The 14,770-nt window shown below is 60.6% G+C and carries 13 protein-coding genes; 5 read left to right on the forward strand and 8 right to left on the reverse strand.

Annotated elements, in window-relative coordinates:
* From DHV10_RS22620 to DHV10_RS22645, 6 genes are all read right to left on the reverse strand, one after another.
* On the reverse strand, positions 1-741 hold a 741-nt coding region (locus DHV10_RS22620; RefSeq protein ID WP_162601802.1), incomplete at its 3' end, for a HAMP domain-containing protein.
* 281 nt (positions 742-1,022) lie between these two features.
* Entirely contained in the window at positions 1,023-2,051 is a 1,029-nt protein-coding gene (locus DHV10_RS22625) for an electron transfer flavoprotein subunit alpha/FixB family protein (protein ID WP_109488703.1), read from the reverse strand.
* Entirely contained in the window at positions 2,051-2,863 is an 813-nt protein-coding gene (locus tag DHV10_RS22630; RefSeq protein ID WP_109488704.1) for an electron transfer flavoprotein subunit beta, read from the reverse strand. Before DHV10_RS22630 ends, DHV10_RS22625 begins: the two co-directional genes overlap by 1 nt.
* A gap of 1 nt (position 2,864) precedes the next feature.
* Positions 2,865-3,317, reverse strand: coding sequence for a four helix bundle protein (locus tag DHV10_RS22635; protein ID WP_109488893.1), 453 nt, complete (start codon positions 3,315-3,317; stop codon positions 2,865-2,867).
* 66 nt (positions 3,318-3,383) lie between these two features.
* Positions 3,384-5,270: a hypothetical protein gene (locus DHV10_RS22640; RefSeq protein ID WP_204101508.1), complete on the reverse strand. Its 1,887-nt coding sequence runs from the start codon at positions 5,268-5,270 to the stop codon at positions 3,384-3,386.
* Positions 5,267-7,483, reverse strand: coding sequence for an acyl-CoA dehydrogenase family protein (locus tag DHV10_RS22645; RefSeq protein WP_109488705.1), 2,217 nt, complete (start codon positions 7,481-7,483; stop codon positions 5,267-5,269). Before DHV10_RS22645 ends, DHV10_RS22640 begins: the two co-directional genes overlap by 4 nt.
* A 483-nt stretch (positions 7,484-7,966) precedes the next feature.
* Here DHV10_RS22645 and DHV10_RS22650 point away from each other — a divergent pair, with 483 nt between their 5' ends.
* From DHV10_RS22650 to DHV10_RS22670, 5 genes are all read left to right on the forward strand, one after another.
* Positions 7,967-9,115, forward strand: a complete 1,149-nt coding sequence (locus DHV10_RS22650; RefSeq protein ID WP_162601803.1) for a cytochrome c3 family protein — start codon at positions 7,967-7,969, stop codon at positions 9,113-9,115.
* Positions 9,108-9,971, forward strand: coding sequence for a formate dehydrogenase subunit gamma (locus DHV10_RS22655; RefSeq protein ID WP_109488707.1), 864 nt, complete (start codon positions 9,108-9,110; stop codon positions 9,969-9,971). Before DHV10_RS22650 ends, DHV10_RS22655 begins: the two co-directional genes overlap by 8 nt.
* 159 nt (positions 9,972-10,130) lie before the next feature.
* Positions 10,131-11,138, forward strand: a complete 1,008-nt coding sequence (locus DHV10_RS22660; RefSeq protein ID WP_109488708.1) for a proline racemase family protein — start codon at positions 10,131-10,133, stop codon at positions 11,136-11,138.
* Positions 11,135-12,298, forward strand: a complete 1,164-nt coding sequence (locus tag DHV10_RS22665; RefSeq protein WP_109488709.1) for an NAD(P)/FAD-dependent oxidoreductase — start codon at positions 11,135-11,137, stop codon at positions 12,296-12,298. Before DHV10_RS22660 ends, DHV10_RS22665 begins: the two co-directional genes overlap by 4 nt.
* Positions 12,295-13,215, forward strand: a complete 921-nt coding sequence (locus DHV10_RS22670; RefSeq protein WP_109488710.1) for a dihydrodipicolinate synthase family protein — start codon at positions 12,295-12,297, stop codon at positions 13,213-13,215. The genes DHV10_RS22665 and DHV10_RS22670 overlap by 4 nt, the downstream gene beginning before the upstream one ends.
* On the opposite strand, the gene DHV10_RS22675 is transcribed toward DHV10_RS22670, so the two are convergent.
* Positions 13,212-14,522, reverse strand: coding sequence for an NAD(P)/FAD-dependent oxidoreductase (locus DHV10_RS22675; protein WP_109488711.1), 1,311 nt, complete (start codon positions 14,520-14,522; stop codon positions 13,212-13,214). The genes DHV10_RS22670 and DHV10_RS22675 overlap by 4 nt on opposite strands.
* Complete coding sequence (locus tag DHV10_RS22680; protein ID WP_239461990.1) at positions 14,519-14,764, reverse strand: 2Fe-2S iron-sulfur cluster-binding protein; 246 nt, start codon at positions 14,762-14,764, stop codon at positions 14,519-14,521. Before DHV10_RS22680 ends, DHV10_RS22675 begins: the two co-directional genes overlap by 4 nt.
* Between the last annotated feature and the right edge of the window lie 6 nt (positions 14,765-14,770).

Genomic DNA, 14,770 nt, shown 5'->3' on the forward strand with positions numbered 1-14,770 from the left:
AATTTCGCCGCGAACGTCCACCGTGATCTTGCGCGAAAGGTCGCCGCTGGCCACAGCCGTAGCAACCTCCGCGATGTTTCTCACCTGGCCGGTCAGGTTCGACGCCATGGAGTTCACCGAGTCCGTCAAATCCTTCCACGTGCCCGCCACGCCCGGCACCACTGCCTGGCCTCCGAGCTTTCCGTCCGTTCCTACTTCGCGGGCCACACGCGTCACCTCGGCCGTAAACACGCCGAGCTGCTGAATCATCGTATTCACGATGTTTGCTGAGCGAAGAAACTCGCCTTCCAGAGGCCGGCCATCCACGTCCAGCCGCACCGTCTGGGTCAAATTGCCCTGGGCAACGGCAGCGATAGCGCGGGTCACTTCCGTCGTCGGCCGAAGCAGATCCTCTACCAGGGTATTGACCGAGGTCTCCATGTCATCCCAGGCCCCGCGCCGGTGCTCTACCCGAATCCGCTCCCGGGTCTTTCCTTCCTTACCCACGGCCTGCCCTACGCGTTTCAACTCCGATGCCATCTGCTCGTTGGCAGAAACAATCTCGTTGAAGTTGTCGGCAATCTTGCCGGGAAGTCCCGTCCAGGCGACCGGCAACCGCACGCTGAAATCGCCATTCTTCATTGTCTGGAGACTCTGCAGGATTGTCGTCAGGCATTCAGCCATCGACGGCTCCAGCGAGCTGATTGGATAGCGATTGTCCCCATCTTGCCCGCTGACGGGCGTCTCAATGGTCGTAGACATCTTCGTTGTGCTCCTGGTGGGACCTGCGAATCCGGGTGCTATACGTGCGCAACTGACCCCTGAACCGGCCCCTCAAAGCGCACGAATGATGGATTGCAGCGTGTAGATAGATGCTGCCCGGTCTCGCCAGGGTTGCCCCAGCGTTCCGGTATTTTGTCTTCTAGATTGCGCCGACGGTAGTCCTTCAGGGGTTTGTCGGGCACGTCCAGATGTTAGACGCTGCCCGGGCGGCCTCGCTTGCTGCCATCTCAATGCGTGAAAACCAGCTCTCCCACCGCTCGCTACCTTCTCGACCCGAGCAATTCGTTCACCTTCGCGAGCACCTTGAAGGCATCGGCCACATAAACCACATCCGCCTTGCCGCGCGCCCAGCCGCAGTTTGGGTCGAGCGAAATAGCCCGCCGGTCGCCGATGAAGCGCCAACCCACCACGTGCGGCTCCTCCCCGTGGCAGCAAGTGGCCAAACCCTTAGCGTGGCGTGGAGTCGAGCCCGTCTGCCCCACTTGGTTCATATGAGTCAAAAATGGAAGCACCGGCTGGCCATCCCCGCCCTGGTCAACCAGCGACTTCGAACTGCCGAGCGAGGCTCCAGTCTTTTGAAGGAAACCAAGAATCAGCTCACCCGCTTCCAGTGCGTGAGTCTGCCCATCTGCCTGCTTTTTGGTCCACCCCGCGCCAGCTACAAACAGCATCCTTGCATCCGGCCTGATGGTCTGGGCCGCCTGTGCTGGAGCCCGAACCCCAATTACCTTGGTGCGCTTCGGCGGCAGTTCGACGGCAACCGGCTCGACAACAACATCGCCACCGGTACCCTCGAAAGGCGGGTACACCCCAGCCTCAAACGTCAGAACCCATGGCCGCTCCGACCGCGTAATCACCGTCTCGATCCGCTGGCGATAAAGCCAGCGAGAAACTTCAAGGCCCCCTTCGGTGCGAATCGCAGTGATGTGGGTATCGACTTTCCCCCCAATCCGATGAGCCAGCCCCGCTGCCACACGCGCCATGCGAGAACTCTGGGGAGCCAGAATGATCGTAGGCTGGACCGCTCTATAGAGAGCCTCGTACCCGGCAATATCGGTCCCATAACGTGCCTGCGCAAACGCCTCATCCGACACCCCGAAGACAGGTGCACCGATCCCGCCGACAGTGCCGGCAGCACTGACCGAATCCACAGCGAGAATACCGATCGCGAGGTGGGCATCGAGCCGCGCGGCCAAGTCCTTCCCGGCACTCACAACCTCCATAGAAAGCTTCGTCAGCGACCGGCCCGTCTCGTCAGCGTGAGTTAAAACAAGAATCGATTCCGCCATCACTCCGCTCCTATCCACTCCACCAGCTCTGCTGCAATCACCTCTGGGGCCAGGTCCTTGACCACGCGCGTCTGCCTTTGCTGGCTCGGCAGCGTGGCAGATACAAACTTCAGTCCCCCGTCGGCGAGTGTTGTCGGCTTGGCTTTCTGCAAAGCCGGCATTACCGTTCGCATGTTCGCCATTCCAATCTGCGGGTTGCCGCGCGGCTCCGGAAGATTCCCTGTAGCCCAGCCAAAAACCGCCGGAGCGCCCGCGCACACTGAAACCTGGTGCTTGCCCCCTTCCACTCGCTCCAGAACTTCAAACGAACCATCCTCGCGCATCTCGATCTGGTCGACCCCCATGAACTGATCGGTGATGCCGAGCCGCTCGCCGACGACCTGAAGCGTGACACCGGCTCCGCGTGAAGCCGACTCCCATCCGCCAAAAATCAGCAGTCGTGTCTTCTCAAGCCCCGGAATACCTTCAATCGCATCCGCGACCGCGGCTGCCGTTGCATGGGCATCCGCAAATCCGTTGCTGGCCGAATCAATAGGCACGAGTTCGAAGGTCGCCTTTTGCGCAACGGTCATCATCACCTGTTGCAGTTTCGCCTTCGGTCCCATTGAAACGAGCCACAGCTTGCTGCCGGGATTCTTCGCAACGAGATTTGCACCTTCATAAAGGGCGCTCGCTGCCCACGGATCAAGAACTGCCGGCAGCATCGTCTCGTTCTTGAGCGCCGGCCCATTCGCGCCCGTCACCGGCTCCAACGTCTGCAACGGATCCGGCACAATGCCAGCGCAGACGACGATGTGTAGTGCGTGCAGCATGTCAAAACTCTCCCTGTTTTCGCCAGCCGTCAGTAGACCTGGCGCCTGGAGCTATAAAGGCAGCACAGCGAGCCCCTGTATTCTTGCCAGCAATCTTGCGAGATTCAAGAGTCTGGATGAACCGCAGGAGCATCTTTGAGATTTCGGTTCCAAGGGATTCGGCTTCATCCAGATTTCCGCCTGTGCTGAACCCAAGTGCACGGGCCACATGAATCTGCGTCAGCAATTCGCATGTAGACCCTCGCGCTACTCCAAGGAACTGTCGGAATTCCATGCTATTGATTCTGCCTCTCCCTTCAGCGATATTGCTTGCAACAGACACGCTGGCCCTTCGCATTTGACTGCTCAACCCGTACAACTCAGATTGAGGAAATGACTGGGTAATCTTGTAAACCAAAACTGTAAGTTCAATTGCCTTCTGCCAAACGATGAGCTCTCGATAGTCCTGGGCCATTATCTTTTCTGCTTTCTGATCTTCTTGCTGATGGGTCACTACCGGCTACCGGCTACAAGCTACCGGCTAGTTTTCTGCCGAATGAAATCCGCCCGCGCCACTGCGGAATTCAATGTTGGTCAGACCTTCACCAGTAATGCGGCCGCAATTCCACAGGCACGCGCCACAGTGCACGCACTTCTCGCGCTCGAAAGCTGGTACGCCCTCAGTTCCCAGCGTCAGCGCCTGTCCCGAACACATCGCAATGCACGTCTTGTCCTCGCACTGGATGCACAAGCCCGCATCTCGAAACACCACGTGATCGGCAAACCCCGGCATCGCCTGCACCTTGCCCCCCATCAGCAATGCATCCTGCTGCGAAACCAGCAGCTTTCCGTCAAACTGAATCTCAGGCCATCCCCGTGCCGACATCATCGCGTCGTGCAGCGGCTTTCCATCCTCAACTGCGACCATGGCCGCTTCACGCCGCTTCAGTTCTTTTATCGAGCGCGTATGCCTCTTTCGAATTTGTTCATGCGCTGCTGGGATCTTCGCGCCAATTGAGAGAGTTCCTCCCGTCAATCCTGCCAGCGCCATCCCGATCAGCCCCGGAACAAACCCTAGATGAAATCCGTTCCGTGCATTCATCGCATTCCTTGCGTTATGTTCAACCCAGCTTGCTCTTCGGCGCCGCTCATAAGTTCCGGCCAGGTTCTCTTGGGTGAAGCTTCGGCGGTTCCGCAGCAACTCAATCACAGACTCCGCAAGCTGCACTCCCGTCGTCCAGGCCTCATCCACGCCCGAGCCCGCCAGCATGTTCGTTGACCCTGATCCCTCGCCGATCCGCGCATACCCGTCGCCCGCAAGAAACGGCTCCCCATGTTGCCCCGATTCGTCGAGCGACTTTGCTCCCCACGAGCGAAGTGTGCCCCCCTTCAGATAACGCCACAACGCCGGATGCCGAATGTAGTGCTGCAGGTAGCGGTACACCGTTCGCGAAGGATCGCCAAGCCACGACGGTACAAAGATGCCCACCGATGCAAGCCGCTCCGGATGCACATACAGAAATCCGAAGATCTCCGGCTCGGGATAGCCGAAGGTGTGCCAAACGGTGCCGGCCTTGAGCGTAGTCTCAGCCGGCAACTCGATCACAAACTTCATGCCCAGAGCCCATTCGCGCTTGTCGTGTCCTGCCGGCATCCCCATTCGCTTGTCGATTGCACGGCCTACCGACCCGAACGGCCCATCTCCGATCACTGTCAGGCTTGCGCGAACATCCATCCCAGCAACGAAACCTGATTCCGGCGCACCCTGCTTATCCACTCCCTGATCCGTCAGGCGAATGCCGACGACCTTGTCACCCGTACGCTCCGCGTTCGGGGCAAACAACGGCTCGCTCACCGGCATTGCGGGCCATATCTGTACCAGCCCCGACGCCATGATCTGCGAACCGACCCATTGATTGAACTGCCCGATCGACATCACCAGGCCGCCGCTCTTATGCAGAAATCGCGGAGCCCAGGGCAATCCATAAGCTTCATCTTTCACGCCCAGATGCCCGCCCAAAGCGCGAAGCAGTCGATCTCCCGCTCGCAGCATCCACGGTCGCCGGCTCGCACGAATCGGATCCAGCAGATACAGGATGCGTTCCGACGTTACCGGCGCAGCCATCGGTATATCGGCTGCATTCAAATCAGGAAAACTGGCCCGGATCCCGCGTGCCGCAGTCACCACGCCGCTTACTCCCGCAGCGATGTCATCCGCGCGCTCATAGCAGAGCACCTGCAGCGGCAAGCCCGGCGCGACCTGGCTCTCAAACACCGGATCGGAAGGATTCTCCATCCACGCGCGATTTAACGTTGTGAGAAACCCGCCCATCGCCGGCCCAAATCCAACACACGCAATATCGGCTTCCATCGATTGCCGTTCAACAATCGGTGCGCCGCAGTCGGCAGTGTCTTCCAATCGGCTCATGCGGGGTAATCCAGCGCCTCGGGAATCATTACCTTGCTCACCGTCTCCGCAGCGCGATCCTTCGCCAGCCTTGAACCGCTGAGGCAGCTGCACAGCTTATTCTGCAACTGAAGGAAATCGTTTGCGCCTGCGCAGCCGGCGCACGGCCCAGCCTTCGTGGGGTGACTGCCGTCTGGCCCAATCACATCCACTGCCATCGCTGCGATGCCGGGCATCGTCTCCTCCAACTCATCAACCTCGCTCGCAGAGAAGCAGCACGTCGCGCACTTCTCGCTTTCCCACGACGGATGTTCGTTGTACCCGAAAACCAGCTCTGCGCAAATACGGGAAACCTCTCCCGCAGCCCGCGCGCTCTGCACGTGACACAGTTCGCTCAGGAATCGGACTGTCCCAGCCAGATCGCCTCCGCTCGTGACGTCCGCATACCCCCGCCGCTCCAGCTCGAGCACATCGAAGATCTGGTACCGGCACGCGAGCAGCCAGCACAGCGCATCCGCCAGCGGAAACGTCACACCCTGCCGCTGGCCGTGATAGAGCTTGCTGCCCGATGCGTCCGTCGCCTTCTGCAAATGCTCCAGTGTCCACTGCCACATCCGCATCGCGGTCGCCAGCGTGCAGGCGCCCGTCCCCGGGTGAGTGGCCGCAATCTTTCTCATCTCCCCGGTCCATGCAGAGAACTGCGCCAGGAAGACCTCAGAAGTCATCGTGATCGTCAGCTGTCTGCGTTGCACCGCCTCCGGTCCTTCGTACGTCGCCTCCAGCTGTGCATCCATCCATTTACTGGCCAGGAACCCGGGACAATCTTCCGTGATGCCATACCCTCCCATCAGGCTCACGGCTTCGCGCATCATGTTTGCGCCGACGCCAGTATTCCAAAGCTTGGTTGCCGGGCACAGCACGTTGGCCTCTGCATCCTTCAGCACAAACTGAACCAGCGGGTCGGCTGCAATCTCCTCTCGCCTGGGGTCGCGTTCGCTCATCCTCAGCAATGCAACTGCCCGTTCCTCGCTCGCGCGCAAGGCTTTCAACTCAGCGCGTCCACCGCTGATTCCGCGCTCAGCCATAATCGCTGTCTTCTGTTTCTCGATCGGATCCAGTTCATCGAAGAGCCGCGCGGCCGCAAATCCGAGCGATGCCGCAGCCTCACCGGTCGCCCAAACTTCCACCAGCCTGTGCAGCGCGTCCTCGCGCTGCTGAATGCCTTGCTCGTAGCGAACCGTTCCGGGCTTCGCTCCCTCAGCTCCACGGAAACGCCCCCGCTGATACCGAATGACCGGCTCAACCGCTGACAGCAGCTTGGCCGCGGTCATCAGTCCCACTGTCACCCGGGTTCTGCGAAAAACCGCTTCAATCACCTCGCTGTGATTGAAGTTGGGAACGAGCACTCCTTCCCTGACCGCATATCCGCCCACGATCCGCCCGGCCGGAACCTTCAGGTTAAAAATCGGGTCACCTGTCGACGACAACTGGTGCACAAGCTTCTTCGTCGGTGTTCCGTGATCGAAAGTTCCCTCGTCCGTCTCCTCGAGGATCACAACACAACTGCCCTTGATGCGCGGATCATCGGATGCCACCGCGGCAGTCACAAAATTCGCAAATGCGATATTCGTAATGAACCGTCCGCGCTTCTCCACCTGCAGCCAGGGCTCCTCATCCTCCCGCCACTCTGCGATCCGCACCTTGCCGCTCAGCATCCCTGTATCCACGCCGACATACGGAATCGGCTCCGTCAGCACAAATGCGCCGCGCCACGGCTTGCGATCTTCTCCCGGCTGAGGAGGAGCTGAGAGCTCCTTGTAATGCCGCGACTGCTCCGGCGTTCCGCGTTCGTGAATCGGCGCCAGCGCAAGAAAGCCGGCCAGGCTTGCTGTAGCCGCGCCACCATCTACCCATGCCAATTCAAATGCCGCCAGCGCCAGCGCCAGGTTCTTGGGCCCGGAGATGAACCCGCCCTCCTCAGGCTCCATGAACGCCGCCGTGATCCCCGCACGATCGAACGCCTCCAGCATTTCGTTCTTCGCTGGAGTCCATTCGTGGCTGTTGCGTTCGCCGCTCGCAACCATCTGCGCCACCGTTCCGCGGGCAACGCCGCGCGCAGACTGCACCAGCATCTGCAGGTCATAGCGATCCGCAAACCGCCACTGCATCTGGCGGATTCCGTCTGTAGGAAGAGTGAGCATGATTGCACTCGAAGCTGTGGCAGATGTCGCCATGAAGCACACCTCGATCGGCGACAATTCTCCTGAAAATCGCGCATCAAGGCATGTGACTCGCATCACGACTACCTGCATCGAGAAAACGCTGAGCGCTACGCGCCCCGATGTGATCAAGATTTGCAGAAGCGCCGCGTTCCGCTGCCCTTCACGCCGGTGAAGTGGCTCTCCTCACAAAACGAAATCGAACTGCCTCCCTTCACTCAATTGCAGTTGTGACCACTATCACTGCCGCAGCTGTCCGAAAAGGAGTCTTCTCGAAAGTGCAATCCCCGCGAGATCACTTTAGGATCCGAGCGGAACATCCGCTCCGGGGAAGCCTCGTGCGCACGGGCACTTGCTCACGCGCCTTGAAGGAAGATCATGACCAGAGCCGCGCGTATCGCTGCTTACTTTCTTGCAGTCTTTTCCTGGCCCGCTGATTGGCTATCGCAGTTTCTTCTGTCAAGCTGCCGTCGCACTTCTGCCCTGAGTCTCGCCGTCTTGGCTCTCTCTTTCACGCCCTTCCGGACTCTCGCACAATCCGAGTGCCTTGCCTGCCACGCCGACAAGACAATGCAGGACTCCGCCGGCCACAGCATCTCCGTAGACGGCGACAAGTTCGGCGCCAGCGTCCACGGCAGCCTGCAATGCAACAACTGCCACGCCGACATCAAGGAATATCCGCATCCTGATCACATCGCAAAGGTGGACTGTAAATCTTGCCATGCCGACGAGGGCGCCAAACTCTCCGCCAGCGTCCATTCCTCCTCGAAAGACCACCCCTGCACCAGCTGTCACGGCAACGCCCATGAGATCTTTCCGAAAACCGATTCGCGATCTGCCGTCTACCCGTTGAACGTCCCAAAAACCTGCGGACAGTGCCACAGCGATGGCGCCATGGCAACCAGAAAAGGCCTGCCCAGCGTTTACCCGCACTACCTGGACTCAATCCACGGCAACGCACTCAACAAGGAAGGCCTCCTCGTCGCCGCCAACTGCCAGAGCTGCCACGGCTCCCACGGCATCTTGAGCCACAAGGATCCGAACAGCCCCACCTCCAAAGCCAACATTCCGAAAACCTGCGGCGCCTGCCACGCCAAGATCAACGACGAGTACCAGCGCGGCGCACACGGCCAGGGCATCGCAAAAGGCGACCTGAAGGCGCCGGTCTGCACAGACTGCCACACCGCCCATGCCATCCTGCAGCCCACAGAGTCTGCCTTCCGCATGCAGTCCACTCCCATCTGCGGATCGTGTCACAAAGACAAGCTCTCCACCTATCACGACACTTTCCACTCCCAGCTTGGTCTACTTGGCGGCTATGTCGAAACCGCGCGTTGCTGGGATTGCCATGATGCGCATGAAATCCATCCAGCCTCCGATCCGCGATCCGCAATCAACCGCACCAACCTCATCACAACGTGCGGCAAGTGCCACAAAGGCGCGAACACCAGCTTCGTCCAGTACCAGCCGCATGCAAATGCGCGCGATCGCAAGCTGAACCCGGCCCTCTACTTCATCCGGCTGTTCATGAACCTGCTGCTGATCAGCGTGCTCACCTTCTTCGTGATTCACACAGCTCTCTGGCTCATTCGCTCCCGGTTCGATCAGGTGAAGAGGAATTCAGGAAATGGAGGCAAGAATGCCTGAGTTGGCTCAAGCTTCGCTGGAAACGAAAATGCCCGCTCCCGCAACAGAACGCTTCTTCGTTCGCTTCACCCGTCAGCAGCGAGCCATGCACGCTGTGCTCTTCACCACATTTCTCGGGCTTGCCGGGACGGGCCTGCCCCTCCGCTTCAGCGACAGCATCTGGGCTCGGGGCTTAGCCGGAGCGGTCGGCGGCTTCGGCGCCATCCTCTCCTTCCACAAGTTCTGCGCCCTCGCGCTCACCGTGGCGTTTCTGATTCACGTGAAAGAAATCTTCACACGCGGCCTCTATCGTCGAGAAAAAGGCATCTTCTGGGGCGCAACCTCGATGGTCGCCAACTGGAAGGACGCGAAAGACCTCTTCGCACACATGCGCTGGTTCCTCGGCCTCGGCCCCAAGCCACAGTTTGAACGGTACGCCTACTGGGAAAAGTTCGACTACTGGGCGGTGTTCTGGGGAATGATCGTCATCGGCTTCTCCGGCTACGCGATGTGGTTCGCGCCCTTCTTTGCCCGTTTCCTTCCCGGCTGGGCTCTAAACGCGGCGCTCGTCATCCACAGCGAAGAGGGCCTTCTCGCCATTCTCTTCATCTTCTCCATCCATTTCGTCAACACGCATCTCAGACCCGACAGCTTCCCCATGGACATGGTGATCTTCACCGGTGTCGAAAGCGAAAAGGAATTTGAGCACAAACGCCCGCAGGAGTACGCCCGTATGGTTCGGGAAGGCAAGCTCGATGCCCGCCTCGGCGAAGCCCCGGCAACTTGGTATGTTCGCTTCGCCCGTATCGTCGGATTCACCGCGATCTTCATTGGAGTCACGCTACTTGTTCTTACGCTGACTGCGTACTTCGATTGAGGAAGGATGCGCGGCGGCACCTCATATCGCTCCGCCGCCGCGCATCGCACAACACAAGCCGATCCCCGAAACTGAACTGCAAAGATACAAACTCCCGTCTATGGTCCCCTCCCGTGCCACGCCCTCTCCCGGGCTCGTATACTTTCTGCAGCATCCGACATGCATGTTCCCGAGTTCCCTTCCCGCATTGAGGTCATCGACTCCCACACCGCGGGCGAACCGACGCGCTGCGTCCTGAGCGGCGGTCCCGACCTCGGCTCCGGATCTCTGTCCGATCGACTCGCGCATTTCCGCCGGCATTTCGATGCCTACCGCCGCGCCATACTGTGCGAGCCCCGCGGCTCCGACGTTCTGGTCGGCGCGCTGCTGGTCGAGCCATCGGATCCCGCCTGTACCGCCGGAGTCATCTTCTTCAACAACGCCGGATTCCTCGGTATGTGCGGACACGGCATGATTGGCGTCGTCGTCACGCTTGCCCATCTCCGCAAAATCTCGCCCGGCGAACACCGCATCGAAACTCCCGTCGGAATCGTCGATATCACGCTGCACCCGGACAAACGCGTCACTGTTCGCAATGTGCCCTCCTACCGGCTCCATCGCGACCTCGCGGTCGATGTCCCCGGCTACGGTGAAGTCGCTGGGGATGTCGCCTGGGGCGGGAATTGGTTCTTCCTCGTACGCCGGCACTCATTTCCGACCGCCCATCAGCTCCACATCGCCAACGTCGAACCGCTCACTGCGTTTACCTGGGCAATTCGCCAAGCCTTGAACCGAGCCGGCATCACCGGCGCAAACGGCTCTGAAATCGATCACATCGAGCTATTCGCCGATCCCGAAAGCGCAGCAAACGACAGTCGCAATTTCGTGCTCTGCCCCGGCAAGGCCTACGACCGATCTCCCTGCGGAACCGGCACCAGCGCCAAGATCGCCTGCCTTGCAGCCGACGCCACGTTAAAGGCCAGTCATCCCTGGCGACAGGAAGGAATACTGGGAACTGTCTTCGAAGGCAACTTCGAATTCGAAGCCGATGCAAACGCTCCCGCCAGCGCACCTGCTGCACACGAACTTCGCATCCGGCCCTCCATTACCGGCTCCGCATACGTCACCGCCGAAGGCACTCTGCTCTTCGATCCCGCCGATCCATTCCGCCTCGGAGTTCCGGAATGACAGTCTCCTCGCCCCGCAACTACGACGTCGTGGTTGCCGGCGGCGGCATCGTCGGAACAGCATGCGCGCTCGCCTTTGCGAAAACCGGCATGCATGTTGCCCTGATCGAACGAGACATCCTGGGCGGCGGCGCAACAGCAGCAGGCATGGGCCACATCGTCGTCATGGACGACTCCGAAGCGCAATTCGCGCTCACACGGCGCTCACAGCAGCTCTGGCAGAGCCTCTCATCGAGCCTTCCCGACGCCGCCGAATACGAAGCCACCGGCACCCTCTGGGTCGCAGCCGACGACGAGGAGTACGCCGAAGCCGAACGCAAGCACGCCAATTTGAAGGAACGCTCCATCCCCTCGCGCATGCTTTCGTCGGCTGAGCTCGCCTCCCTCGAGCCAAACCTCCGCACCGGTCTCGCCGGAGGCCTGCTCGTTTCAGACGACGCCGTCGTCTACCCGCCTGTTGTTGCTCTCCATCTCGCTCGCGAACTGCAGGCCCTCAGTTCCCACGTGCTTCTCGGCCGCAGCATCACTTCCTTCGGGCACGGCGAGGCCATACTCGATGATGGTGCGGTGCTCCGCGCTCCGCGCCTCGTCAATGCTCTGGGCGCGCACGCTCCGGCGCTGACGCCCGGCATCCCGGTCAAAAAGCGCAAAGGCCACCTCGCCATCACCGATCGATATCCCGGATTCGTCCGCCACCAGCTTGTTGAGCTCGGCTATCTCAAGAGCGCCCACTCCATCAGCTCCGACTCCGTCGCATTCAACGTGCAGCCGCGAAAGACCGGACAAATCCTCATCGGCTCCTCCCGCCAGTACGGCGCCGAAGACCCCGACGTGAACCACGCCATCCTCTCCCGCATGCTCCAGCGCGCCCAGCTCTACATGCCGGGCATCTCATCGCTCAGCGTTATCCGTATCTGGACAGGGTTCCGCGCCGCAACTCCCGACAAACTCCCCCTCATCGGCGCCTCACTCTCCGACAGCACACTGTGCCTCGCCACCGGCCACGAAGGCCTCGGTATCACCACCGCCTTAGCCACCGCTGAAATTCTCGCCTGCACATTCTCCGGCTCTCAGCCGCCGATTCCACCCGAACCATATCTCCCCTCTCGCTTCGAAACCTCCCAGCAAACAGCAGAGCCCATACATCAGGAGACCGCATGAACTGGAACGGCGTCATGCCCGCAATGACCACCTGCTTCAAGCAGGATCTGAGCATCGATCACGACTTCGTTGCCCGCCACGCACGCTGGCTAGTCGAGAATGGCTGCTCCGGTATTATCTGCCTCGGCTCCCTCGCCGAAGCAGCAACCCTCGCCTTTGACGAGAAGGTCGCAATCCTGCGGACAGTCGTGAAATCGCTGAACGGCTCCGTTCCAGTTGTCTCTGCAATCTCCGCACTCTCCACGTCAGAAGCCGTTGCTCTTGCCCAGGCCGCACACCAGGAAGGCTGCTCCGGCCTCATGATCCTGCCCCAATACGTCTACAAAGGCGACTGGCGCGAAAACAAAGCGCACGTCGCCGCAATCCTTAAAGCAACTCCTCTTCCAGGCATGCTCTACAACAACCCTGTCGCCTATGGCGTCGACTTCCTGCCCGATCAGATTGAAGAGCTCGCATCCGAGCACGAAAACTTCGCCGCGGTAAAAGAGTCATCCACCGACGTCCGCAGGGTGACGGCAATCCGCTCGCTCCTCGGCGAACGTCTGTCCATCTTCGTCGGTGTCGATGACGCAATCGTCGAAGGCATCGCAGCCGGAGCCGTGGGCTGGGTTGCCGGCCTCGTCAATGCATTCCCGCGCGAGTCCGTCGACCTGTTCAACCTCGCTCGAACCGGCAACACGCAACAGGCATTAGAACTCTACCGCTGGTTCCTGCCTCTTCTTCGCATGGACACCGTTCCGAAGTTCATTCAACTCATCAAACAGGTCCAGCAGGAAGCAGGCATCGGGTCCGCACGCGTACGTCCGCCGCGCCTCGAACTCGTCGGCAACGAACTCGAAGACGCGCGTGCCGCATTCCGTGCCGCTCAAGCGAATCGCCCGCCGATCGCCGCTCCAAGCACCCCGTTCCCTGGCTAGGTCGGCACCTGCTCCAGCACTGAGGCGTCACTCTGATCCGGATCCAGCACCCCAGCCACAGTCCCCAGTTTTGCTGGAAGGATCGGCGGCCGCACCCCCGTGTCCCGCCACCCGAAGAGAAACTCCGTTTCCGGCCCGCAGATCCGCCCTTGGCATGGGCCCATCCCGCATCGCGTATGCAGCTTCGCTTCCCGCCATGACCCGCAAGCCTTCGCGGCCGAATACGCCACATCTTCGCACCGGCAGACAATCGTCTCCGGCGTACACAGATTCCGAAGCTCATCTCTCAGCGCGAAAGCCTCATCCAATCGCCGCGCAAAACTTTGCAGCTTCTTCATCCGCGTTGAAAATGCCCGCACCTTTTCCTCGCGACCCGCCGCAATCCACCCGGCAATCTGTCCTTCGACGAGAGCCTTCTCCAGCCCTCCGATCCCGGTCAGTTCGCCCACGCACGCCACGGCCGGCACCGAAGTCTGCTGAAACGCATCCACCGCAACATACCCGTCCACAACTTCACATCCGAGCAGCAAAGGTACTTCCAGATTCGGCACCAGATGAAAGCCACACGCAAGCCACTCGCAATCGTGCGCCCACTCTTTAGCTCCATCCGTGACATTGACTCGATTCAGTTGCGTTGATCCCTCAGCCGACTTCACCCAGCAACCGGTCCGGTACGGCACGCCCCGCAACTTTCGTGCATAGCCAAATCCTTCGGCGATCTTCGCGGGATAACTCGCGAGAGAAAATCCGAACCCAGCCAGTTTCCTGAGCGGTGCCTGCTCGTAGATCGCAACAATCGTCGCCCCGGCTCCCTTCAGTCCCGCCGCAATCGCCAGCAGCAAAGGCCCGGTCCCCGCAACCACCACGCGTTTTCCGCGAACTTCCAGCCCGGCTTTCATGAGCGCTTGCAGCCCGCCTGCCCCGGTCACCCCCGGCAGCGTCCATCCGGGAAACGGCAGAAACCGCTCGCGCGCTCCCGTCGCAACGATCAGTTTGCCGAAGCCTACATCCAGCACTTCCCCATCGCGCTCCAGCCGCAGAACGTTCGCCGCAGGCTGATCCACCACCTGCGATCCCATCCATATCTCGCAACGCGTGCGCCGCAGTCTCTCTGTCCAACGAGCGAACTCGCGCCAGTGCGGATTATCCTTCGTCCCGTCCCGATCAAATTCTCGCCAGATCTGGCCGCCCGGGCTCCGGTTGTCATCCACAAGGCAGACGCGAAGGCCGGCTTCAGCGGCAACAGCGGCCGCGGCAATCCCTCCAGGCCCTCCGCCCACAACCACGACATCGAAGGTCCTGGTCATTCCGTGACGACTTCCATTCCCGGCACGCACATCACCTGGCAGGTCCTCTGGTGCTTTCGGCCATCCACTGTCGCCCTGCACTCCATGCAGATTCCCATTCCGCACATCGGCGCCCGCGGCTCGCCGCGCACTGAAATCCGGCAAGGCTCTCCCGCCATCATCATCGCGGCCGCGACACTCATATCTGTCGTGACCCGCACCTCTGTCCGGTTCACCTTGATGATGAAGCTCTCAGTTGCCACTTCGAC

The sequence above is a fragment of the Occallatibacter savannae genome, from assembly GCF_003131205.1.
In the GTDB taxonomy this organism is placed as follows: domain Bacteria; phylum Acidobacteriota; class Terriglobia; order Terriglobales; family Acidobacteriaceae; genus Telmatobacter; species Telmatobacter savannae.

Coding starts and splice junctions, on each gene's coding strand:
- DHV10_RS22660 (WP_109488708.1), top strand. CDS start 10,131: ATGCATGTTCCCGAGTTCCCTTCCCGCATTGAGGTCATCGACTCCCAC.
- DHV10_RS22655 (WP_109488707.1), top strand. CDS start 9,108: ATGCCTGAGTTGGCTCAAGCTTCGCTGGAAACGAAAATGCCCGCTCCC.
- DHV10_RS22640 (WP_204101508.1), bottom strand. CDS start 5,270: ATGAGCCGATTGGAAGACACTGCCGACTGCGGCGCACCGATTGTTGAA.
- DHV10_RS22675 (WP_109488711.1), bottom strand. CDS start 14,522: ATGACCAGGACCTTCGATGTCGTGGTTGTGGGCGGAGGGCCTGGAGGG.
- DHV10_RS22630 (WP_109488704.1), bottom strand. CDS start 2,863: ATGCTGCACGCACTACACATCGTCGTCTGCGCTGGCATTGTGCCGGAT.
- DHV10_RS22645 (WP_109488705.1), bottom strand. CDS start 7,483: ATGGCGACATCTGCCACAGCTTCGAGTGCAATCATGCTCACTCTTCCT.
- DHV10_RS22635 (WP_109488893.1), bottom strand. CDS start 3,317: ATGGCCCAGGACTATCGAGAGCTCATCGTTTGGCAGAAGGCAATTGAA.
- DHV10_RS22625 (WP_109488703.1), bottom strand. CDS start 2,051: ATGGCGGAATCGATTCTTGTTTTAACTCACGCTGACGAGACGGGCCGG.
- DHV10_RS22665 (WP_109488709.1), top strand. CDS start 11,135: ATGACAGTCTCCTCGCCCCGCAACTACGACGTCGTGGTTGCCGGCGGC.
- DHV10_RS22670 (WP_109488710.1), top strand. CDS start 12,295: ATGAACTGGAACGGCGTCATGCCCGCAATGACCACCTGCTTCAAGCAG.